This window comes from Sulfurimonas denitrificans DSM 1251 (assembly GCF_000012965.1).
Taxonomy (GTDB): domain Bacteria; phylum Campylobacterota; class Campylobacteria; order Campylobacterales; family Sulfurimonadaceae; genus Sulfurimonas; species Sulfurimonas denitrificans.
In genome coordinates, this window is sequence record NC_007575.1 from 559996 (window position 1) to 582808 (window position 22813).

The 22813-nt window shown below is 36.8% G+C and carries 20 protein-coding genes, 1 tRNA gene and 3 rRNA genes; 23 read left to right on the forward strand and 1 reads right to left on the reverse strand.

Translation table 11 applies throughout. The annotated features are described in order from the left end of the window. The first annotated feature begins 37 nt into the window (after window positions 1-37). Window positions 38-910 (forward strand): DnaJ family protein, encoded by an 873-nt coding sequence (locus SUDEN_RS02885; protein WP_011372187.1) that lies wholly within the window; start codon window positions 38-40, stop codon window positions 908-910. A 3-nt stretch (window positions 911-913) separates the two neighbouring features. Next, window positions 914-1291, forward strand: coding sequence for a heat shock protein transcriptional repressor HspR (locus SUDEN_RS02890; RefSeq protein ID WP_011372188.1), 378 nt, complete (start codon window positions 914-916; stop codon window positions 1289-1291). Between the two features lie 150 nt (window positions 1292-1441). Here SUDEN_RS02890 and murA read toward each other — a convergent pair whose 3' ends face one another. Further along, a complete protein-coding gene (murA, locus tag SUDEN_RS02895) occupies window positions 1442-2710 on the reverse strand; it encodes a UDP-N-acetylglucosamine 1-carboxyvinyltransferase (RefSeq protein WP_011372189.1) in 1269 nt (422 codons plus the stop codon). Between the two features lie 87 nt (window positions 2711-2797). Here murA and SUDEN_RS02900 point away from each other — a divergent pair, with 87 nt between their 5' ends. The 21 genes from SUDEN_RS02900 (at window position 2798) to SUDEN_RS03000 (ending at window position 22812) form a co-directional block, all read left to right on the forward strand. Beyond that, a complete protein-coding gene (locus SUDEN_RS02900; protein ID WP_011372190.1) occupies window positions 2798-3226 on the forward strand; it encodes a hypothetical protein in 429 nt (142 codons plus the stop codon). A 37-nt stretch (window positions 3227-3263) separates the two neighbouring features. Next, window positions 3264-3758, forward strand: a complete 495-nt coding sequence (locus tag SUDEN_RS02905; RefSeq protein ID WP_238374820.1) for a hypothetical protein — start codon at window positions 3264-3266, stop codon at window positions 3756-3758. Continuing rightward, the gene (locus SUDEN_RS02910; protein WP_011372192.1) at window positions 3752-4456 is read left to right on the forward strand and encodes a 3'-5' exonuclease; all 705 of its coding nucleotides are present in this window, start codon (window positions 3752-3754) and stop codon (window positions 4454-4456) included. Before SUDEN_RS02905 ends, SUDEN_RS02910 begins: the two co-directional genes overlap by 7 nt. Window positions 4457-4511: 55 nt before the next feature. Continuing rightward, window positions 4512-4901: a hypothetical protein gene (locus SUDEN_RS02915; RefSeq protein WP_011372193.1), complete on the forward strand. Its 390-nt coding sequence runs from the start codon at window positions 4512-4514 to the stop codon at window positions 4899-4901. After that, complete coding sequence (gene rsmD, locus SUDEN_RS02920) at window positions 4891-5481, forward strand: 16S rRNA (guanine(966)-N(2))-methyltransferase RsmD (protein WP_011372194.1); 591 nt, start codon at window positions 4891-4893, stop codon at window positions 5479-5481. Before SUDEN_RS02915 ends, rsmD begins: the two co-directional genes overlap by 11 nt. Before the next feature lie 45 nt (window positions 5482-5526). After that, entirely contained in the window at window positions 5527-6582 is a 1056-nt protein-coding gene (locus tag SUDEN_RS02925) for a flagellar basal body P-ring protein FlgI (protein WP_011372195.1), read from the forward strand. Next, complete coding sequence (locus SUDEN_RS02930; protein ID WP_011372196.1) at window positions 6582-6884, forward strand: rod-binding protein; 303 nt, start codon at window positions 6582-6584, stop codon at window positions 6882-6884. The genes SUDEN_RS02925 and SUDEN_RS02930 overlap by 1 nt, the downstream gene beginning before the upstream one ends. 93 nt (window positions 6885-6977) lie before the next feature. Next, window positions 6978-7187, forward strand: coding sequence for a flagellar biosynthesis anti-sigma factor FlgM (locus SUDEN_RS02935; protein WP_011372197.1), 210 nt, complete (start codon window positions 6978-6980; stop codon window positions 7185-7187). 30 nt (window positions 7188-7217) lie between these two features. Continuing rightward, a complete protein-coding gene (locus tag SUDEN_RS02940; protein ID WP_011372198.1) occupies window positions 7218-7646 on the forward strand; it encodes a hypothetical protein in 429 nt (142 codons plus the stop codon). Window position 7647: 1 nt separating this feature from the next. After that, window positions 7648-9534: a flagellar hook-associated protein FlgK gene (gene flgK, locus SUDEN_RS02945; protein ID WP_011372199.1), complete on the forward strand. Its 1887-nt coding sequence runs from the start codon at window positions 7648-7650 to the stop codon at window positions 9532-9534. 7 nt (window positions 9535-9541) lie between these two features. Next, window positions 9542-10336: an ABC transporter permease gene (locus SUDEN_RS02950; RefSeq protein WP_011372200.1), complete on the forward strand. Its 795-nt coding sequence runs from the start codon at window positions 9542-9544 to the stop codon at window positions 10334-10336. A gap of 83 nt (window positions 10337-10419) precedes the next feature. Beyond that, window positions 10420-10989, forward strand: a complete 570-nt coding sequence (locus SUDEN_RS02955; protein WP_011372201.1) for an anthranilate synthase component II — start codon at window positions 10420-10422, stop codon at window positions 10987-10989. Continuing rightward, window positions 10986-12179 (forward strand): membrane protein, encoded by a 1194-nt coding sequence (locus SUDEN_RS02960; RefSeq protein ID WP_011372202.1) that lies wholly within the window; start codon window positions 10986-10988, stop codon window positions 12177-12179. The genes SUDEN_RS02955 and SUDEN_RS02960 overlap by 4 nt, the downstream gene beginning before the upstream one ends. 87 nt (window positions 12180-12266) lie before the next feature. Continuing rightward, a complete protein-coding gene (locus SUDEN_RS02965) occupies window positions 12267-13601 on the forward strand; it encodes an ATP citrate lyase citrate-binding domain-containing protein (protein ID WP_011372203.1) in 1335 nt (444 codons plus the stop codon). Window positions 13602-13610: 9 nt separating this feature from the next. After that, complete coding sequence (locus SUDEN_RS02970; protein ID WP_011372204.1) at window positions 13611-15425, forward strand: citrate/2-methylcitrate synthase; 1815 nt, start codon at window positions 13611-13613, stop codon at window positions 15423-15425. A 142-nt stretch (window positions 15426-15567) separates the two neighbouring features. Next, window positions 15568-16218, forward strand: a complete 651-nt coding sequence (locus SUDEN_RS02975) for a hypothetical protein (RefSeq protein ID WP_011372205.1) — start codon at window positions 15568-15570, stop codon at window positions 16216-16218. A gap of 394 nt (window positions 16219-16612) precedes the next feature. Next, a 16S ribosomal RNA gene (locus SUDEN_RS02980) occupies window positions 16613-18134 on the forward strand. Window positions 18135-18255: 121 nt separating this feature from the next. Then, window positions 18256-18331, forward strand: a tRNA-Ala gene (locus SUDEN_RS02985). A gap of 294 nt (window positions 18332-18625) precedes the next feature. Then, window positions 18626-21515: ribosomal RNA gene (locus tag SUDEN_RS02990) — 23S ribosomal RNA — on the forward strand. 144 nt (window positions 21516-21659) lie between these two features. Further along, a 5S ribosomal RNA gene (rrf, locus tag SUDEN_RS02995) occupies window positions 21660-21775 on the forward strand. Together the 16S, 23S and 5S rRNA genes with 1 tRNA gene alongside form the textbook arrangement of a ribosomal RNA operon. 449 nt (window positions 21776-22224) lie before the next feature. Beyond that, complete coding sequence (locus SUDEN_RS03000) at window positions 22225-22812, forward strand: D-sedoheptulose-7-phosphate isomerase (protein WP_011372206.1); 588 nt, start codon at window positions 22225-22227, stop codon at window positions 22810-22812. Window position 22813: the final 1 nt, after the last annotated feature.

Sequence of the window (22813 nt, forward strand, 5' to 3'; positions counted from 1 at the left end):
CTTAACAATTAAACAATTTATATTTTAGGAAACAAATATGGCAAAATCTTTATATGACACACTTGAAATCTCAGAGAATGCAACTGAAGCAGAGATAAAAAAAGCGTATAGAAAATTAGCAAGACAGTATCACCCAGATGTAAACAAAGAGAAGGGAGCTGAGGATAAATTTAAAGAGATAAACTCAGCGTATGAGATACTAAGCGATAAAAAGAAAAAAGCACAATATGACGCTCACGGCGATAATATGTTCGGTGGACAAAATTTTCATGACTTCTCACGCTCACATGGTGGCGGAAGTGGCGATTTGGATGAGATATTAAGAAGTATGTTCTCAGGGGGAGGCGGTTTTGGAGGGTTTGGTGGCTCTTCATTCGGCGGTGGCGGTTTTGGCGGACATCAACAACCAAATCTTGATATAGAAACAAGTGTCACAATACCATTTAGTGTTTCAATCCTTGGAGGCTCTCACTCTGTTGCAGTAAATGGAGAACGATTTGACATAAAAATTCCAGCAGGTGTAAATAGTGGAGAGAAGATGCGTGTTAAGGGCAAAGGACATGCTCAAGGAGGACGTGCAGGAGACCTGTTTTTAAAGATAAATGTAGCCTCTAATCCTGAGTACATAAGAGATGGCGATGATTTGGTTAAAAAGTTTGATGTTCCTCTTTATGCAGCACTATTTGGAGATAAAATAACTATACAAACGTTAGAAAAAGAGATAAAGTTAAAAATCCCTCAAAATACAAAAAATAACCAAAGATTCCGTGTAAAAGAGATGGGTGCTATGAATCGCAAGACAAAAGAGCGTGGAAATTTATATCTTGAAGCAAATATAGTTTTACCAAAGATTGAAGACCTTGATGAAAAATTAGCAGAACTAATGCAAGAAAAACTACCAAAGGAGTAAAATATGATTCATGATTATGACGAACCAGTATATTTAATAAGTATCGTTGCAAAAGTTTTAGAAATACATCCACAGACGCTTAGGCAGTATGAGAGAGAAAATCTTGTAACTCCATCAAGGTCAAATGGAAAGATAAGACTCTATTCACAAAGGGATATAGATAGAATAAAACTTATACTAAGACTCACACGTGAGCTTGGAGTAAATCTTGCTGGAGTTGATATTATCTTGAGATTAAAAGAGAATGTTGATGGAATGGAACAGGATATTTTAGATCTTAGACAAGAAGTTATGAGAGCAAAAAACTCTCAAACAGTCTCTCACGATAAAGCGCTTGTTGCTAAAAAAAGTATCTACGAGATGATAATTTTTAAGAAGTAACTGACCTTATGCACTTTTCATAAAAATGCGTAAAACACCTCGTAATTCTCGAAAAACTTTGTTCTTTCGTAGCTTTAGGGGGTTGTAGGGATATTTGTCCCTGCCACTAAGACGGATGCGTTTGTTTTAGTGTGTAACATCAGGAAGTAGCTACTCTTTTAGTCTTGAAATATCTGCACCAACATTTTGCAGCTTTTTCTCTAAAGAGTCATAACCTCTATCTAGGTGGTAAATGCGGTGAACATCAGTAATTCCATCTGCGACTAAACCAGCTAAAACCAAAGCACTTGAAGCTCTTAAATCTGTTGCCATCACATCAGTTCCACTCAATTTTGAGTGGCCGTTTACTGTTGCTACATTTCCATTTAAAGAGATATCTGCACCCATTCTTTGAAGTTCACTAACATGCATAAATCTGTTCTCAAAGAGTCTCTCCTCGATTATAGAAGTTCCATCTGCTTGTGTTGCAAGTGCTAAAAACTGAGCTTGCATATCGGTAGGAAAAGCAGGATACTCTTGCGTTACAATTTTTACATGTTTGATGATTTTCGATGGGTGGATAGTAATAGAGTCATCTGTTATAGTAAATTTGCTTCCCATCTCTTCAAGCTTTGATAAAACAGCGCCTAAATGTTTTGCATTAGCTCCTTTTAGGGTAAGCTCTGACTTTGTAATAGCGCCAGCACATAGATAAGTTCCAGCCTCAATTCGATCTGGTATAACACTAAAAGGTGCAATCTCTAGAAGTTCTCCACCAGTTCCATGAATAGTTAAAACCGCAGTTTCAATCCCCTCAATCTTTACTCCACTAGCATTTAGTATTTCACAAAGTTGAACCACTTCAGGCTCTCTTGCAGCATTTGTTATTGTTGTTACTCCCTTGGCTAGAGCTGCTGCCATAACGATATTTGCAGTTCCTGTTACTGTAATCTTGTCAAAAATAATATTGCAACCCTTTAGCCCATCTGGTGCAATGGCATGGATATAACCAGCTTCTATATTTATTACAGCACCCATCTGCTCTAAAGCTTTTAAATGCAAATCAATTGGGCGTTGTCCGATGGCACATCCACCAGGAAGAGATACTTCACAGTGACCAAATCTCGCTAATATTGGACCAAGGACTAAGATAGAAGCGCGCATAGTTTTTACAATATCATAAGTCGCTTTTGTCTGATTTAGAGTTGATGTATTTATGGTTGTGGAATAATTTTCCCATGAGGATGAACACTCTGCACCCAAGTTTGATAAGAGTTTTAAAAGAGTTTTAATATCTGCTACATGTGGAAGATTTTTTATAGTAACTATGTTCTTAGCAAGTATGCTCATGGCAATTAGTGGCAGAGCTGCATTTTTTGCACCAGAAATTTTTATTTCGCCATGTAGTTTAGGAGATTTTTTAATTTGTAAGTAATCCATGGTTGTCTTTTTGTTGAGGTATGAAATTATATCAAAAATAGTTTGTGTTTTTGGTATAATCACTTAAGTAAAGATAGGAAAAAAAGTATGAGTTCAGCCTTAGATAGATTAAAAAACTTAACAAATAAAATCTCTAGTTATGAGCGCACAAGAAAAGATAATTTGATTCTGCTTGAAAAACTATACAATGAGCTAGAGATAAATCAAAAAGTTGAAGAGTTTAGTGAACTCTTTAGCTACAAAGCCATAAATCTCTCTGGTGCATCGCTTTTGAGTGATAGTTTAGGAGAGGTAAAAAAGGGCAAATACCTTCAAATACTAGCAATTGGCTACGATAGAGATGCTGTTGTAAAGAGTAAAAACATCTCATTGGGTTATTTTGGAAAAGCTCAAAATGTGGATGTAGATCTAAAAAACAGAGTTGTAGAGTTTATCATCCGCTTTAGATTCGAGAAGAGTTTTATGACACTGGAGCACTATCACATAATGTTAGAATCTTTCAAGAGTGATGAGTAAGTTTTTTTTTCTCCTTTGGCTTAAGTGGGCGTTTAGAGTGACTCTTTGCAGTACACTTTTGGCATTTTCTCTCTCAGGATTATTAACATTTTTTTTATATCTATATCAGGGTAGTCAAGAACTTACTTCTGAGGTTTACATGGCTCTTTTTGATATTTTAAAATTTTGGTTTGTAATATTTTGGTCTTTTACAATATTAATCGCACTATTTAGAAGTTTAAAGTATCTCTTTAACAGTTGCATAAATGGCTTTGAGTTAAAACTTTTGAGTTGTGATGAGAAGAGTTATATAGAGAAAATCGGTTATGGAGATTTAGTAAGAGTGTGGCGAAAATGGCTTATGCTTCTTATCTGGTTAGTAAGTGCGCTTGTGATTTTAGCACTTGTATATACGTACATATTCTCTTCATATGGGGGATTGTTTGAGTGGTTTGATATCTACACGCTTTATGCTTTCATACTAATATCTGGCTACCTCTCTTTTATACTAATGAGCTCAAGATGTAAAAAAGTGAAGATACGCCCATGTTGATTTTTTTGGATGTAGAGACGACGGGGCTAGAAAATGGTGATAAAATCTGCTCAATCGGAATAATTTGCGTTAGTGAAACTGCTATTTTTTCAAAGTATGAACTTGTAAATGAGGGCAAAAAAATATCGTCAAAAGCCTCAAGTATAAACCATATAACAAACGAGATGATAAAAGATAAGCCAAAATTTAAAGATAGCAAGACATGGGAAATTTTACATGAGAATAATAATCAAAGCTCAACTATAATCGCACACAACGTAAACTTTGACCTTAAAATGTTACTACAAAGTGGATTTTTGTGGCAAGGTAAAGTGGTTGATACTCTCAGAGTAACCAAACATCTCATCCCAGAGTGTGAAGAGTTCTCCTTACAATTTTTAAGGTACGAGTTAAAACTTTATAAAGATGAGAAAAAAGAGGCTGCAAAGTACAGTGCAGAGATATCAGCGCATAATGCTCTTAGTGACGCATTGCATGTAAAACTTCTATATGAGTATCTCTTAGAGATAAAAGAGCATGATGAGTTAGTAGCTTTGAGTTTAAAAAATGTCTTAATTGAGAAATTTAATTTTGGAAAGTATAAAGGTCGTTACATAGAAGAGATAAGCATGTGCGACAGAGGCTATTTAGAGTGGATGCTCTTACATGTAGCGGATTTGGATGAAGATTTAAGATATAGCATAAGAGGGGTTTTATAAAGTTGCTATGCTATACTTTTGCCCTAAATTTTTATAAAGCCTATAAGGACGATATTTGAGAGTAGCAGTTGAGTGTAAATCGCCACTTTTACAAAAGTCACTTGAAATTTTTTTATCAAAGCATCTTAGTTCGCTGAAAAATTGTGATATTGTTGTGCGGGACATAAAAGTTCTTGATGATGAGAGGACTTTTTATATTTCAAGTTCAAATGGAAGTGATTTAATAAAACCATTTTCAAAATCTCAACTAATTTTGGCTCTTGAGAGACGATACAAAGAGATGAACAGAGGAAATCTGCACTATCTAAACAAAATATATCAAGAAGATGAGCTTGATGATGATTCTGTAATGGGCTTTGATATTTTGCAAAAACGCATAGAGTCTTTAACAAAAGAGTATCAGGAAAATATTTTAAGAGCAGTGAGAGCGTTTTATGAAAAGTAATCTTATAATAAAAAAGATAGTGGCTGGCAAATTTAAAAATAAAACTATAAAACTTCCCTCAAAAACAACAACTAGAAGCTCAAAAGCGATAGTTTTAGAGTCTTTTTTTAATACAATCCAATTTGAAATCATAGATGCAACTTTTGTAGAACTGTTCTCAGGAAGTGGCTCGGTTGGGCTTGAAGCGCTAAGTCGTGGAGCAGCCAAAATAATATTTATGGAAAAAAACAGTGAAGCTCTTAAGATTTTAAGAGAAAACATAGCTCAAACTGATCCCTCTTTATGCGAAGTTTATGGAGGAGATACATTCTCAAATATCTCAACAGTCATAAAAAACTTAGAGAAAAAAAACCATAAAGCATATTTCTATATAGATCCGCCCTTTAGCACAAGAGATGGTATGGAAGAGATTTATAATAAAACGCTCTCTCTTATAGCAACATTGCCAAAAGAGTGCGTAAAACTAATCATTATAGAGCACATGAGCACACTGATAATTCCAGATGAAATAGGAACTTTTAGAGTAAAAAAAGTCAAAAAATTTGGAAATACAACTCTCTCTTACATGCAAAGCCAATAAAGTGGAATAACATTTGCTCTATATCCCTATATTTAAGGATATACGATGAAAAAAATTCTATTTTTATTTACAGCTTCTTTACTTCTACATGTAACACTTCAAGCTGCTAAGATTAGCGATGTAGCTAGTATTGTTGGTGTAAGAGATAATCATCTTATAGGTTACTCTTTAGTTGTTGGTCTTCAAAAAACTGGAGATGGAACAACTTCAAAATTTACACTTCAATCAATCGCTAACATGTTAAAAGCTATGAATATTGATATGAAGCCTATTGATATAAAATCAAAAAACGTTGCAGCAGTTGTTGTAACAGCAGAGTTGGCGCCATTTGCAAGACAAGGCGATAAGATAAATATCACAGTCTCTTCAATTGGTGATGCGAAATCACTTGAGGGTGGAACACTTCTCATGACTCCACTCAAAGGGGTAGATGGTAAAATCTACGCACTTGCTCAAGGGGCGGTTAGTATAGGCGGAAGAAACGGCAAGGGTGCTGGAGATTCTCACCCTACCGCAGGGCTTATATATGATGGCGGATTGGTTGAGAGAGAGATAGCTATCGACCTTTACAATCAAGATTATGTAACACTCTCCCTAAAAGATGCAAATTTCCAAAATAGTGTATCAATTCAAAAAACATTAAATGGCTACTACTCGACAGAGGTTGCGGTGGCAATGGACTCTAGAACTGTTAAGTTAAAAAAACCATCAAACAAAACTATGATAGAGTTTTTAGCTGAAGTTCAAGAGATTAACATGGATTATAATGTTCAAGATAGGATAGTTATTAATGAGAGGACAGGGACGATTATTTCAGGCGTTGGAATCCATATTAAGCCTATTATTATGACACATGGTGATATAACTATAAAAATCACAGAGCAAGAGAATCCAGACAAACCAGCTGGTTCAATGGTTGTAGATGAAAATATGGTTATAGGACTTAATGAAAATGAGCTATATACAAAAGAGGGAACAACAACAGTTGCAAATCTTGTTCGCTCACTTCAAAAGCTCGGAGCAACACCAAAAGATATCATATCCATTTTAGAAGCGATGAAGAGTGCTGGCAGTATCTCTGCTGAATTGAAGTTGATATAATGAAAGGTGTAAACTCAATAGATTTACAAGCAGCATTTGTATCGCAACAGCATCAGATTCCAAAGATAGATCCAAAAGCTGAGAACAAAGAGCTAAGAGCACAAACAGATGCTTTTGAATCTGTAATATTGAAGATGATGATGGATAATGCAATGCAAGATGAAAAAAATATCTTCTCAGAAGAGAATGACCCAGGTGATAAAATATACAAATCTATGTATAGAGAAGAGTTGGCCAAAGCGAGTGCTGGTGGATTTGGATTTTCTCAGATGTTGTATGATTTTTTAAGTCAGAAGCAGTAGGCTTTCTTTAGAAAAGTATTAAGTTTTTTCTTTATTATGCCGATATGGTTGAACACAAATATCGTAATAAACGAGAGAAAAAAAGGATAGAAAATGATTTCACAACTAAATAGTGCGGGTGTTCGCACTGCTTATGCCAACAGTTTTGGTGAAGCTAAAGAGGCTTCACAAAAAGGTACTCTTAGTGTTTCAAAACAAGGAGACACTAGTAAAGTAGAGCAGATAAAAGATGCTATTGCTTCTGGTGAATACAAAATAAATTTACAAACTCTCTCACAAAAGATTGCCCAAGAGTTGTTGTAAGTTTTTAAACATACAAAAAAGGATTATATTATGCTTTCTTATCATTTACAAAGTGCTCTAAGCGACCTTAGAGATTTAATAAAAATTACTGAGTCAGACGTAGAAGATATAAAAATTGCAAATCATAATCCACAGTTTGATAGATTAAAATTAAAAGAGGAGAAACTAAAGAGCTTTGAGTCAAAAAAAGCTATGATTGATCATGAGATAGCTTCTTTAATAAGCATAAACCCAAGTACAGAGTTAACTCAACTTTTAAACGAAGAGCAGCATGAATATCTTGCAGAACTAAAAGTAGAACTTCAAAATCTCCGTGATGCTAATAAGCGTTATGCAAAGCTGGTATTAGCTGTTAGCAACCTTTACAACACTTTTTTAGAGAGATTAGTCCCAACAGAGATGCAAGGTTACAACAGAGTCGCTTCAAAAGATTCAACAATTTTAAAAGTGAGAGTGTAATATGGGAACTTCTATATTTAACTCACTGAGCATTGGCTATAGCGGATTGAGCGCTGCTCAAGCAGGTGTTAGTACAACAAGTCATAATATAACCAATGCAGAGAGTGAAGGTTATACAAGACAAAGAGTAGTAACTGCCGCTGCTACACCAGTAAATATGGCTCCTGGAAACGTGGGAAATGGCACACAAATTATGGATATTGCCAGAATATTTGATAATTTTGTATATGATAGATATACAGGAATATCTGCAGAGAAAGAGTACTCAGATTTTACAAAACAGACCCTAGAGACACTCTCAACATACTTTCCAGAGATTGATGGTGTTGGTATAAAATCAGACTTGCAAGATTACTATAACATGTGGCAGACATTTGCGGATAATCCTGATAATGATGCCATAAAGTTATCTTTAGCAAAGCAGACAGAAGCGCTCTCAAATGGTATTATTTCAACTCAAAATAAAATTTATGATCTTCAATCAACTCTAAACACACAACTTAAGGTGAACGTAGATGAGGTGAATCTTCTAGCAAAAGAGTTATCCAAGATAAATATCTCAATAGAAGTTGCTGAAGCTGGAGATACGTTTACGGCGAATGATTTAAGAGATAAAAGAAATTCAATAGAGCTAAGCCTTGCTAAACTTATAGGAGCAGATTCTATAAGTGGACAGATAAATTCAAATATTATAATAAATAGTGCATCTAATGAAAAAAATGGAAGTTACACTTTAAGTGTAAATGGATTTAATATAGTAGATGGCGGAACTTACCATCCAATTCATATATCAAGTGATAAAAATTCAAATGGTTTTTATGAACTCTCATACGAGAGACAAGATGGTGTTTTAATTGCTATGGATGAAAAAATTCCAGGTGGTAGAATAGGTGCTATACTTGATCTCAGAGGTGACAAGATTGAAGGAAATTCCTCTGGAACTCCATCAAATGGAACTTTACAAAAAGTTTTAGATGAACTTAATGCTTTTGCTACAACGCTTATTGAATCTACAAACAATCTTTATGCATCAAGTGCTACAAAGAGTATGAGTTCAAAGAATATAAGTATAAATCCAACACTCCCCATATTGGACTCTAACTTAAATATAAGAGCAGGCGCTTTTGATATTGTTATTTATGATATTGATGGAAATGAGAGTGCAAGAAGAGTAATAAACATTAACAATCTTACGACAATGAATGGAGTAGCAGGTTCAAACTCGATACAAGGGCAGATAATAGATCAAAAAGATGATAATGCAGACGCAAATGCTAACAATGATATAGATGATTTTATGCAGTTTCATTGGGCAACGTATCAAGGTGGAGGAAACGCACTAGAACTTGTTATGGATTCTAGCTATGGTGCAAAAGGTTATACTTTTTCAATAGAGGATAATCTTAAAACAAATCAGTTTGATTCTGGCTCTAATTTTGCAGGGGCTCTTGGACTTAGTAGATTTTTTGATGGAGATAGTGCTAAAGATATAGGTTTAAACAGTGCCCTAAGAGATAACCCAACAAATATAAAAGCAGGTAAAACATCATCATCTGGGGATAATACACTTGCTTTAAATATGATTCAACAACAATTTGAGAACTACTCTTTTGAGGTTGGAAAATTGAAATATGAGTCAACTATTTACGGAATGTTCGATGTTGTTGCGACTGAAGTTGGCATAAGAACAAAAGAAGCTATTTTAAATAACCAAACGATTACAGCACAATTTAATGCAACTGAGTTAGAGTACTCTTCTATTTCGAAAGTGAGCATAGATGAGGAGTTGACAAACCTTATAAAGTATCAAACTTCATACGGCGCTGCCTCAAAAATAATAACAACAATAGATCAGATGATGCAAACTCTTCTTGGAATTAAGCAGTAACAAAGAGATGCCAAAATTCAGTATTTTTATACTTTTATCTGTTTTTGTGTTCTCATTTTTTGGTTCTGTTATATATGCAATAGATGCTTATACACTTGATAGCCAAGCTATCTTAATCCCTCCGTCTTTTGAGCACATATTAGGCACGGATAGGTTGGGTAGAGATATTTTAGCAAGATTAATTGAGGGTGGAAAAACATCTTTGATTATAGGAGTTGGAAGTGCTTTTATAGCCTCATTGATAGGGCTTTTGCTTGGCTCTATGGCTGGGTATTTTAGAGGTGGTTTTGATAAAGGTTTTATAATTTTGGTTGATCTATTTTTGACTTTTCCTACATTTTTTCTTCTCTTGGCACTTGTAAGTTATGTAAACGCATCTTCATGGGTTTTGATTGTTATTATCTCTATTACGGGTTGGATGACAACAGCTAGGCTTATCCGCTCAGAGAGTTTTAAGATAACATCACAACCTTATATAAAGATATTAAATATCGCAAAAGTTGGAAGATTAAAAATACTTTTTAAATATTATGCACCGCTTCTAGCTCCTATCTATTTTGTCAGTTTTACTTTTGGTGTAGGCGGGGCTATACTAGCAGAGTCTGGACTTAGTTTTTTGGGACTTGGTATTGTAGCGCCTCAAATGAGCTGGGGAACAATTCTTAGTAGTGGAAAAGATGTTGTTGAGATAGCATGGTGGGTTAGTTTTTTCCCAGGTCTTATGATATTTTTAGTAACATTTTCTTTAATAAATATCTCAAATTATCTACAACAGCTAACAAATAAAAAAGAGATAAAGTAGTTTAAAAACTATTAAAATTTGCTTTATTTAAAACCAATTCAATAAAGGATATAATTCCTTAATTAAAGCAAGTGGAAAATAAAATGATTTTAATGATTGATAATTATGATAGTTTTACGTACAACATTGTTCAGTATTGTAGAGAGTTAGGTGCTGATTTGAAGATAATAAGAAATGACGAGATGAGTGTTAAAGAGATAGAAGCGCTGGGTCCTCAAAAGATTATAATCTCCCCGGGCCCTGCAACTCCTAATGATGCTGGAGTTACTTTAGAAGTTATAGAGCATTTTAAAGACAAGGTGCCAATTTTAGGGATTTGTTTGGGGCATCAAAGTATTGCACAGGTTTTTGGAGCAAAAGTTGTGCGTGCTAAAAATATGATGCATGGCAAAACCTCTCTTATGAAAAGAAGTGGGGATTGTGCAATATTTAAAGATATTCCACAAGAGTTCATAGCAACAAGATATCACTCTTTGATAGTAGATAAAAATTTTATCCCAGATATCATTGAACCAACTGCGTATAGTCAGGATGATAATGAAATAATGGCTCTAAAGATAAAAGATAAAGATATTTACGGAGTTCAATTCCATCCAGAATCTATTATGAGCGAATATGGACATGAAATAATAGGAAACTTTTTAAAACTATGAGTATAAGGCTTGCCCTATTTATAATTTTAACGCTAGATGCGTTATTATTAATTTTTCAAATAAGCGAGTTATCTATATCTTATAATGAGGCGCTTCTTTTAAGTGGCGATTTCTCTTTTCTTCAAGTTCTGATAAAAACTTCATTCTATTTTTTTGGACAAAATGATTTTGCTCTTAGATTACCTATGATAATTCTTCATATTTTGAGTGCAATTTTAGTTTATAAAATCTCAGAGAAATATTTAAAAATCAATAGAAATAGAGTTTGGCTACTTCTTGTTTTTATTTTTTTACCAGGAGTTATGAGTGCAGGAATTATAGTAAACGAAGCAGGATTTATTCTATTTGCGCTACTTCTTTTTGTCTATCTTTATAAGAAAATTTCTTATCCTCACATGTATATACTTTTGATTTTATACATGTTACTTGATGGAAGTTTTGTTTATCTTTTTATCTCACTCGCTATGTTTGCAATTTATTCAAAAAATAGAGCTTTTTTTATTTTAAATATCCTACTTATTATAGGTTCTCTCTATATTTACGGCATTGATATGCATGGTTCTCCAAGAGGTTATTTTCTTGAATCCCTTGGAATTTACGCTGCAATTTTTACACCGATAATTTTTATATATCTTTTTTATGTTTTATATAGAAGATATTTAACTAAAGATATTGACATGTTATGGTTCATAGCTACTGTTACACTAGCTATCTCACTAACTCTCTCCTTTAGACAACGTATAGAGATAGAATATTTCGCACCTTTTGTAATCTTAGCGCTTTTTCTTGTTGCACAGACTTTTGAGCACTCGTATAGAGTACGTTTAAATATCTTTAGAAAAAATTATAAGTTAATGTTTTTAATATCATTAATATTACTGTTTGTTAATAGTTCAGTAGTCTTTTTTAACAAATATTTATATCTAATAGTAGAAGAACCAAAAAAGCACTTTTCATACAATATGCATGTAGCAAAAGAGCTCTCTGTGGAGCTTAAAAAGAGAGATATTTATTGTGTAAATACAAGCACTAAGATGGCAAAAAGATTAGAATTTTATGGTGTAACTAAATGCAACAGCTATATACTACAAGAAAATTACCTCGGAGAATCAACACAAGATAATGTAACAATTAGTTACAAAAATGTAGTGGTTTATTCTGCCAATGTTACAAAAATAAACACAAATTAAATCTATAAAGCACTTAGTCCTCTCAAGTGCCTTGAGATTAATCAACATGTGATACTATTTTGGAAATATTAAAAACAGGGAGTTGCAATGGCTCAAAAGGCGATTAGAGAATTTGACGCAAAGTCAATTTTGGCTAAGCATTGGGATAAATATTTTCCAAATTTTACTTACGCATACGAAACGGTTATGGTTCAAAATGGATCAGAGCTTAAAAAAGCTGCAAAAGAAAAAACATGGTTAAAAGATAAAAAATTAGTTGCTAAACCAGATATGCTATTTGGTAAAAGAGGAAAAAATGGCTTAGTTCTTTTTAGAGACTCTAAGCCTGGAGATGTATCTTTAACTAAAGCATCATCTTGGATTGATGAAAAATCAGGCGAAAAACAGTCTGTTTATTTTTCATTTGATGGCGACACTCCTAGCGGCGAAGCAAAAGTTGATATGTTGACTCACTTTATCGTTGAGCCATTTACTCCGCACTCTCAAGAAGAAGAGTACTATATTTCTGCTACATGTGTTGGCGATGATGATGTTTTATACATGTCAGCTGAGGGTGGAATGGAAGTTGAAGAGAATTGGGACAAAGTTACAGAAGTGGCTTTCCCAATTACTGCAACAGAAGAAGAAATTGAGAAAAAAATCAAAGCAAGTATTCCAAAAGATGTGGCTGCTAAAGATAAAGAGGCATTTGCAGATTTTGCAATAGGCTTTTTTAGAGCATATAGAGAGTTAAATTTTGCATATTTAGAGATAAATCCATTTGTTCTTCAAGGTAAAAAAGTTGAATTACTAGATATGGTTGCAAAACTTGATGATACTGCTGGGTTTATGATGAGAGAAGAGTGGGGTGATGTAGATTTCCCAACTTCTTTTGGCATGGAAGAGAAATCTCCTGAAGTTTTAGCTATAGAAGATGCTGATAGTAAATCAGGTGCTTCGCTAAAACTAACCATATTAAAACCAGAAGCAAGAGTTTGGACTATGGTTGCAGGTGGTGGTGCTTCAGTTGTTTATGCTGACACTATCGCTGATTTGGCTGGAATTGAAGACCTTGCTAACTATGGCGAATACTCAGGTGGGCCAACTACAAGTGAGACAAAATTTTATGCTGAGACTATTTTAGATCTTATGACAAGAGACAAAGATCTTAAAGGCAGAGATAAAGTGTTGATTATTGGTGGTGCAATTGCAAATTTTACGGATGTTGCTAAAACATTTACGGGTATTATTCAAGCATTTGAGCTTTACGCTGATAAAATGAAACAAGTTGGTATTAAGATTTATGTTAGACGCGGTGGACCAAATTATGAAAAAGGTCTCAAAGATATTAAAGAAGCAGCAGATAGACTTGGTCTTTATATAGAAGTTTATGGACCAGAAACACATGTTACTGACATTGTGCGTATGGCACTAGCAAAGTAAGGAAAAGAGATGGCACAATTATATACTAGAGATACACAAGCAATTTTTTGGAATAACAACGCAAGTGCTATTCAAAGAATGCTAGATTATGACTATACAATTAAAAGACAAAAACCTTCGGTTGCAGCTATTGTAGCTCCAACAAGTAACTCTAAATTTGATAAGTTTTTTTATGGTCCAGATGAGATTATGATTCCACTTTATAGAAATACAACTGAAGCAAAATCAGCACAACCTCAGGCTGATGTGCTATTAAACTTTGCATCTTTTAGAACAGCTTACGATGTAACTATGGAAGCATTAGAGCTTGGTGGATTTACATCTATTATGGTTACAGCCGAGGGAATTCCTGAGAGATTAGCTCGTAAAATGAATGCAACAGGAAGAGAAAAAAATGTCACTATTATTGGACCAGCAACAGTTGGTGCAATAGCTCCAGGCGCATTTAAAATTGCAAATATTGGTGGAACGATTGAAAATATTGTTCAATCAAAACTTCACCGTGCAGGATCTTGTGGACTTGTAACTCGTTCAGGCGGTCTCTTCAATGAGCTCTCAAATATTATCGCAATTAACGCTGATGGTATCGCTGAGGGTGTTGCAATCGGTGGCGATAGATTTGTTGGATCGGTATTTATAGATAATCTTCTTAGAATGGAAGCTAACCCTGAAGTAAAGTACATGTTACTTTTAGGTGAAGTTGGTGGAACTGAAGAGTATAAGGTAATTGAAGCTGTAAAAAGTGGAAAAATTAAAAAACCAATTATTGCATGGTGTATAGGTACGATAGCTAAGTATTATGACAGTGGCGTTCAGTTTGGTCATGCTGGTGCATCTGCAAATGGCGATATGGAAACGGCTGAAGCTAAAAACAGAGCTATGAAAGAAGTTGGTATTCATGTTCCTGCATCATTCAATGATTTACCAGAAATAATTAGTGCGCTTTACCATGAACTCCATGCAGAGGGAACTATAAAAGATATTATAGAACCTTCTATGAATGTATGTCCAAGTGTAAGAAAATCAAAACAGTTTATCTGTACTATTTCTGATGACAGAGGAGATGAAGCTCACTACTGTGGTTATCCAATTAGCTCAGTTGCGACACCAGATACAGGATTTACTATTGGTGATGTAATGAGTATCTTATGGTTTAAAAAACGCTATCCAAGATGGGCAGTTGACTTTTTAGAAACAGTTCTAAAAACAGTTGCAGATCATGGTCCAGCTGTTTCAGGCGCTCACAATGCTAAAGTTACAGCTCGTGCAGGTAAAGATGTTATCAGTTCACTAATTTCTGGACTACTTACAATTGGGCCTCGTTTTGGTGGAGCTATTGATGATGCTGCTAAGTATTTTAAATATGCAAGTGATAATGGAATGAGTCCAAATGACTTCTTAAATCATATGAAAAAAGAGGGCATTCCAATTCCAGGGATAGGGCATAGAATCAAGTCGCTTAAAAACCCAGATTTACGTGTTGAGGGATTAAAGAAGTTTGCAAAAGCAAACTTCCCTTCAACTCCGCTTCTTGATTATGCTTTAACGGTTGAACAACTTACAACATCTAAAAAAGAGAATCTTATTTTAAATGTTGATGGTACTATTGGTATATTAATGGTTGACATGTGGAGATCACTTGGATATAAAGATGAAGAGATAGATGTATTTATAAATGCAGGCGCTCTAAATGCGTTCTTTATTTTAGGTAGAAGTATCGGTTTTATCGGGCATATCTTGGATGAGAAACGTCTAGCAATGCCAATGTACAGACATCCAATGGATGATATCTTATATGATGTAAAGTTAGCAGAAAACTTATAGTAAATCTCCGCTTTTATATTCAAGGAAATCTCTCCTTGAATATATCATTCTATTCAAAACAAACTCTTTATGTAATCATTTAACATTTTTACATTTTTTTTGATATACTTAAACCAAAAAAAGTATTTTCATTGGATAATTTATGAAAAAAGCATTTACTATGCTTGAATTAATTTTTATAATTATTTTAATTGGCATATTAGTTACAGTTGTTATACCAAGAACAGGTTCAAATAAACTCCAAGAAGCTGCAACGCAAGTTGTATCACATATACGTTACACGCAACACTTAGCTATGGTGGATGACAAGTTTGATGCAAATGATGCAAATTGGTATAAAAATAGATGGCAAATATTTTTTGCTAGCACAGAGGGAAGCAGTGGTGAATGGGCATATTCAATATTCTCTGACTCTTCTGGAAGAAGCACTGGTAACCCTGATGAAACTGAACTCGCTATAAATCCTTTAGATAGATCTAAATATTTGACAGGAGGCTATAGTGCAGGAATTATCCCTTTTGGGCATCCTAAAGTAACTAAAGAGTTAAACTTAGGAAAAGAGTACGACGTAAAAAATATTGTTTTTTCAAATAGTTGCAGTATTACAAAGTCCACAAGAATAGCATTTGATTATTTAGGGCGACCCTTAAGAGGTGCTTTTTACAATTATAATTCTGCTTATCCAGCTAAAAACAGATTAATAACTACACAGTGTACTATTACTCTCAGTAATAATAGTAAGAGTATAGTTATAGCAATTGAGCCTGAAACAGGTTATTCTCACATATTATAAAGTAGTAAAATTCACCTATAAAAAAATATTAAACCCGCATTCATTATTTTAAGCGTCTTCTAAGCAATCCTTCCCTATAATTCCCATCCACAAACACAGAGACCTAAAGTTTAGGTATCTAGGCTTCAAGTAGAGGCTTATAACGGTAGTTTGAGATCATTGAAAACTAAGCAAGTAAATAGACTTTAATAACTAAAACTAGTTATTATTTAAGTCGAGTAAGTTTACTTATAAAAACTAAATAACAACAACCGTCTATTCTATTTGGTCTCTATTAATTTAGAGATACCCAATAGTATAGATACTATACAATAAAGTCCATCAAGTATTAAATTACATGATGGCAACATAAAGCCAATGATTTTTAAATCTTGGGCAAAGATTAAACAAACCAATTATGGAGAGTTTGATCCTGGCTCAGAGTGAACGCTGGCGGCGTGCTTAACACATGCAAGTCGAACGGTAACAGGAAGTAGCTTGCTACTTTGCTGACGAGTGGCGCACGGGTGAGTAATATATAGTTAATGTACCTCAAAGACTGGGATAGCCACTGGAAACGGTGATTAATACTAGATATACCTTTATAACAAAAGTTGTAAAGGGAAATGTTTTTTCGCTTTGAGATCAGACTATATCCCATCAGTTAGTTGGTAGTGTAAGAGACTACCAAGGCAATGACGGGTAGCGGGTTTGAGAGGATGATCCGCCACACTGGTACTGAGACACGGACCAGACTCCTACGGGAGGCAGCAGTGAGGAATATTGCACAATGGAGGAAACTCTGATGCAGCAACGCCGCGTGGAGGATGACGCATTTCGGTGTGTAAACTCCTTTTATGAGTCAAGAAAATGACGGTAGCTCATGAATAAGCACCGGCTAACTCCGTGCCAGCAGCCGCGGTAATACGGAGGGTGCAAGCGTTACTCGGAATCACTGGGCGTAAAGGACGCGTAGGCGGGTTGTCAAGTCAGGTGTGAAATCCTACAGCTTAACTGTAGAACTGCACTTGAAACTGGCAACCTAGAGTATGGGAGGGGAAGATGGAATTAGTGGTGTAGGGGTAAAATCCGTAGATATCACTAGGAATACCTAAAGCGAAGGCGATCTTCTGGAACATAACTGACGCTAAGGCGTGAAAGCGTGGGGAGCAAACAGGATTAGATACCCTGGTAGTCCACGCCCTAAACGATGAACACTAGTCGTCGTGATGCTTGTCATTGCGGTGATGCACTTAACAGATTAAGTGTTCCGCCTGGGGAGTACGGTCGCAAGATTAAAACTCAAAGGAATAGACGGGGACCCGCACAAGTGGTGGAGCATGTGGTTTAATTCGAAGATACGCGAAAAACCTTACCTGGCCTTGACATTGATAGAATCTGCTAGAGATAGCGGAGTGCCCTTCGGGGAGCTTGAAAACAGGTGCTGCACGGCTGTCGTCAGCTCGTGTCGTGAGATGTTGGGTTAAGTCCCGCAACGAGCGCAACCCTCGTCCTTAGTTGCCAGCAGGTTAAGCTGGGCACTCTAAGGAGACTGCCTTCGCAAGGAGGAGGAAGGTGAGGACGACGTCAAGTCATCATGGCCCTTACGGCCAGGGCTACACACGTGCTACAATGGGGCGTACAGAGTGTTGCAATACCGCGAGGTGGAGCCAATCACTTAAAGCGTCTCTCAGTTCGGATTGTTCTCTGCAACTCGAGAGCATGAAGCTGGAATCACTAGTAATCGTAGATCAGCATTGCTACGGTGAATACGTTCCCGGGTCTTGTACTCACCGCCCGTCACACCATGGGAGTTGATTTCACCCGAAATTGGGAAGCTAACCTTCGGGGGGCTACCACTTACGGTGGAATTAGCGACTGGGGTGAAGTCGTAACAAGGTAACCGTAGGAGAACCTGCGGTTGGATCACCTCCTTTCTAGAGTAGAGTCAATCATTCATTTGAATTGACATACAAGAAAATCTCACAAGAGAAACAGTTATTTTAGTCTTTTACTTGCTTAGTTTTCAGTGATCATTGTTCATTTGAAATTGAAAATGGGGAATTAGCTCAGCTGGGAGAGCGCCTGCCTTGCACGCAGGAGGTCAGCGGTTCGATCCCGCTATTCTCCACCATTTCTTATTTATATAGATAAAAATTTAGAAAGTTTAATTCAAGTTCTTCAACTCAAGAGTTTGAATTAGACTTTATAGTCTATGTTCATTAAATTATTATTGTTAAAGTCAACATATAGTTATAAAAAGATAGCTAGATATATGTAAATATATTTAGAGATTAGTTTATAAATTATATCAACTAAAATAACTACAATTAAACAGGATACTGCCCTACATTAAGTAAGGTAGTGAACGCAAAACTAATGAAGTGATTTTAGCGTAAGCTAAAAAGTTTCTTTAGTAAATTAGAATAAAAAAGATATTAAGGGCCATAGGTGGATGCCTTGGCTAGTAGAGGCGATGAAAGACGTACTAGGCTGCGATAAGCCTCGGGGAGCTGCCAAGAAGCTTTGATCCGGGGATTTCTGAATGGGGCAACCCAGCATGGTGCGAATCATGTTACTCCTACGGGAGGGCGAACTCAGGGAAGTGAAACATCTCAGTACCTGAAGGAAAAGAAATCAAACGAGATTCCCATAGTAGCGGCGAGCGAAACGGGATTAGGGCACTTAGTGATAATATATTTGTTAGCCAAACACTTTGGAAAGAGTGAACAAAGAGGGTGATATTCCCGTAAGCGAAAACATTTATATGGTACTAGACTAAGGAATGAGTAGGTCGGGACACGTGTTATCTTGACTGAATATGGGGGGACCACCCTCCAACCCTAAATACTACTACTAGACCGATAGCGAACAAGTACCGTGAGGGAAAGGTGAAAAGAACTGCGGTGAGCAGAGTGAAATAGAACCTGAAACCTATGGCTTACAATCATTCGGAGCACTATTATTTATAAGTGTGACGGACTGCCTTTTGCATAATGAGCCTGCGAGTTGTGGTATCTGGCAAGGTTAATCGAACGAGAAGCCGTAGCGAAAGCGAGTCTTAATAGGGCGAATTAGTCAGATGCTGCAGACCCGAAACTGAGTGATCTATCCATGAGCAGGTTGAAGCTGGTGTAAGAGCCAGTGGAGGACCGAACCCATTGACGTTGAAAAGTCTCGGGATGACTTGTGGATAGGGGTGAAAGGCCAATCAAACTCAGTGATAGCTGGTTCTCTCCGAAATATATTTAGGTATAGCCTCGAGCAGTAGCATGAAGGGGTAGAGCACTGACAGGGCTAGGGCTGCTTACCGCGGTACCAAACCCTATCAAACTCCGAATACTTCATGTGTAACCTCGGGAGTCAGGCGGTGGGTGATAAAATCCGTCGTCAAGAGGGGAACAACCCAGACTAGCAGCTAAGGTCCCAAAGTCTTGTCTAAGTGGAAAAGGATGTGGAGTTGCTGTGACAACCAGGAGGTTGGCTTAGAAGCAGCCATCTTTTAAAGAAAGCGTAACAGCTCACTGGTCTAGCGATTCTGCGCCGAAAATATAACGGGGCTAAGACAAGCACCGAAGCTCTAGATTCACATTTATGTGAGTGGTAGGAGAGCGTTCCAGTCAGCGTAGAAGCCATACCGGCAAGGAGTGGTGGAGCGGCTGGAAGTGAGCATGCAGGCATGAGTAGCGATAAAAGGGATGAGAATTCCCTTCGCCGTAAACCCAAGGTTTCCTACGCGATGCTCGTCATCGTAGGGTTAGTCGGGACCTAAGTCGAGTCCGAGAGGGGTAGACGATGGCAAATTGGTTAATATTCCAATACCGACTGTTGTTCGCTTGAGTGATGGGGGGACGCATAGAGTTAATTGAGCTCACTGATGGAATAGTGGGTCGAAGGACGTAGGTTGTAAGGTAGGCAAATCCGCCTTACATTAGACCGAGATCTTACAGGCAGAGCAATCTCTTCGGAGAGCGCTTTGAATCAATGATACTGTCGTGCCGAGAAAAGCCTCTAAACGAGAACAGCAGTTGCCCGTACCGTAAACCGACACAGGTGGGTGAGATGAGTATTCTAAGGCGCGTGGATGAACCCTGGTTAAGGAACTCTGCAAACTAGCACCGTATCTTCGGTATAAGGTGTGCCCTAAGCGTTAATGGACTTGCTCCATGAAGCGCCGACGGGTCGCAGCAAAGTGTCCCTCCCGACTGTTTACCAAAAACACAGCACTCTGCTAACTCGTAAGAGGATGTATAGGGTGTGACGCCTGCCCGGTGCTTGAATGTTAAATGGATTTGTTAGCTCTGCGAAGCATTGAAATGAAGCACAAGTAAACGGCGGCCGTAACTATAACGGTCCTAAGGTAGCGAAATTCCTTGTCGGTTAAATACCGACCTGCATGAATGGCGTAACGAGATGGGAGCTGTCTCAACCAGGGATCCAGTGAAATTGTAGTGGAGGTGAAAATTCCTCCTACCCGCGGAAAGACGGAAAGACCCCGTGCACCTTTACTATAGCTTGACATTGCTATTGGGATATTCATGTGCAGGATAGGTGGGAGCCATTGATGATATGACGCTAGTTGTATCGGAGGCATCCTTGAGATACCACCCCTGAATATTCTGATAGCTAACTCCGTACGATTATCTCGTGCGAGGACAATGTCTGGTGGGTAGTTTGACTGGGGCGGTCGCCTCCTAAAAAGTAACGGAGGCTTACAAAGTTCGGCTCAGAAGGGTTGGAAATCCTTCGTAGAGTATAATGGCATAAGCCGGACTGACTGTAAGAGATACAACTCAAACAGAGTCGAAAGACGGTCATAGTGATCCGGTGGTTCTGTGTGGAAGGGCCATCGCTCAAAGGATAAAAGGTACGCCGGGGATAACAGGCTGATCTCCCCCAAGAGCTCACATCGACGGGGAGGTTTGGCACCTCGATGTCGGCTCATCGCATCCTGGGGCTGAAGCAGGTCCCAAGGGTATGGCTGTTCGCCATTTAAAGCGGTACGCGAGCTGGGTTCAGAACGTCGTGAGACAGTTCGGTCCCTATCTTCCGTGGGCGTAGGAGAGTTGAGGAGAGCTGACCCTAGTACGAGAGGACCGGGTTGGACATGCCACTGGTGCACCAGTTGTTCTGCCAAGAGCATCGCTGGGTAGCTACGCATGGATGAGATAACCGCTGAAAGCATCTAAGCGGGAAGCCAACTCCAAGATGAACTCTCCCTGAAGTACGCTTGAAGACTACAAGCTTGATAGGCTGGATGTGTACGCAGAGTAATCTGTTTAGCTGACCAGTACTAATAGTACGTTTGTCTTTTTTTACAAAGTGTTCACTACCTTGTTTAGTGTACAGGTGTCTGAAATATGTAGTTATTTAGAATATTGACTTTAACAATGAAAATCTCACTCAACTGACTTATACAGTCATATTTAAGTACATATTAACATGTATTTAAATGTGATTGTCTAGGTGGCTATAGAGAGAGGGAAACGCCTGGCCCCATTCCGAACCCAGAAGCTAAGCCTCTCATCGCTGATAATACTGATCCTTGCAGGATTGGAAATGTAGGTCGCTGCCTAGTTGATCATTTCTACTACTTACCAACACTTCTTTAACTTCAATCAAATCCACTTTTTAATTCTAGTCTAACTCTTTTATAAACTTTATTCATTTACTGTTTTAATTCTTTAATTCTTTAATTCTTTTTGCTAAAGCACTTCGTTGATTTTAATTTTATTAGGTATTTACATGTAGTAATTCCCATTCATCAATTTTAATATTAAGTGCAACACTTGATTAAGTGGATTTTTACTCTTTAGGGCAGTTTTAATTCTTTTATGTAGTTATTTAAATTTTTTCTTTTATCTGTTTGACTTTGTAAATTCTATTGTAATTAAACTCAATATTCTAAGAACTTTAGAAAATTGTATTTGTTTTTATAATTGGCATTTTTTTATAATTAAGCCAAAATAATGGCACTTTAAAAATTGATAATATGGTATCATTTTGCATACTATTTTAGGATGTTATGTGAAAAAATATATTAAAGAGCAAATCAAAAAATCATTTGAGATAAAACAAACTATTTATGAGAACGAAAATTTAATTAACAAGATTGAAGAGGTTTCAAAACTTTGCGTAGCTTTATATAGGGGTGATAAAAAAACTATTTTAGCTGGGAATGGTGGGAGTGCTGCCGATGCTCAGCATATTGCAGCAGAGTTAGTTGGAAGATATGGCTTTGATAGGCCCTCTATTCCTTCTTTAGCATTAACAACAGACACCTCATGCTTAACTGCGATTGGTAATGATTATGGATATGATAATGTGTTTTCTCGTCAATTAGAAGGGATGGGGCAAGCGGGGGATATATTTATAGGCATATCAACCTCAGGCAACTCTAAAAATATAATAAATGCGTTTATTAGTGCAAAGAAAAAAGGGATAACAACTGTTGCATTAGTTGGGCGAGATGGCGGAGAGATGGCTAAGATGGCAGATGTTGCTTTAGTTGTTCCATCTGATTCAACTCCTAGAATTCAAGAGTCGCATATACTTATTGGACATATAATTTGTGACATTATAGAAAAAGAGATTTTTGGAGATGGTGTTAACTAGT

Coding starts and splice junctions, on each gene's coding strand:
- SUDEN_RS02930 (WP_011372196.1), top strand. CDS start 6,582: ATGAAAGGTGTAAACTCAATAGATTTACAAGCAGCATTTGTATCGCAA.
- SUDEN_RS02950 (WP_011372200.1), top strand. CDS start 9,542: ATGCCAAAATTCAGTATTTTTATACTTTTATCTGTTTTTGTGTTCTCA.
- SUDEN_RS02960 (WP_011372202.1), top strand. CDS start 10,986: ATGAGTATAAGGCTTGCCCTATTTATAATTTTAACGCTAGATGCGTTA.
- SUDEN_RS02970 (WP_011372204.1), top strand. CDS start 13,611: ATGGCACAATTATATACTAGAGATACACAAGCAATTTTTTGGAATAAC.
- SUDEN_RS02955 (WP_011372201.1), top strand. CDS start 10,420: ATGATTTTAATGATTGATAATTATGATAGTTTTACGTACAACATTGTT.
- flgK (WP_011372199.1), top strand. CDS start 7,648: ATGGGAACTTCTATATTTAACTCACTGAGCATTGGCTATAGCGGATTG.
- SUDEN_RS02885 (WP_011372187.1), top strand. CDS start 38: ATGGCAAAATCTTTATATGACACACTTGAAATCTCAGAGAATGCAACT.
- SUDEN_RS02975 (WP_011372205.1), top strand. CDS start 15,568: ATGAAAAAAGCATTTACTATGCTTGAATTAATTTTTATAATTATTTTA.
- SUDEN_RS02965 (WP_011372203.1), top strand. CDS start 12,267: ATGGCTCAAAAGGCGATTAGAGAATTTGACGCAAAGTCAATTTTGGCT.
- SUDEN_RS02935 (WP_011372197.1), top strand. CDS start 6,978: ATGATTTCACAACTAAATAGTGCGGGTGTTCGCACTGCTTATGCCAAC.
- SUDEN_RS02890 (WP_011372188.1), top strand. CDS start 914: ATGATTCATGATTATGACGAACCAGTATATTTAATAAGTATCGTTGCA.
- murA (WP_011372189.1), bottom strand. CDS start 2,710: ATGGATTACTTACAAATTAAAAAATCTCCTAAACTACATGGCGAAATA.
- SUDEN_RS02910 (WP_011372192.1), top strand. CDS start 3,752: ATGTTGATTTTTTTGGATGTAGAGACGACGGGGCTAGAAAATGGTGAT.
- SUDEN_RS02900 (WP_011372190.1), top strand. CDS start 2,798: ATGAGTTCAGCCTTAGATAGATTAAAAAACTTAACAAATAAAATCTCT.
- rsmD (WP_011372194.1), top strand. CDS start 4,891: ATGAAAAGTAATCTTATAATAAAAAAGATAGTGGCTGGCAAATTTAAA.
- SUDEN_RS02940 (WP_011372198.1), top strand. CDS start 7,218: ATGCTTTCTTATCATTTACAAAGTGCTCTAAGCGACCTTAGAGATTTA.
- SUDEN_RS02925 (WP_011372195.1), top strand. CDS start 5,527: ATGAAAAAAATTCTATTTTTATTTACAGCTTCTTTACTTCTACATGTA.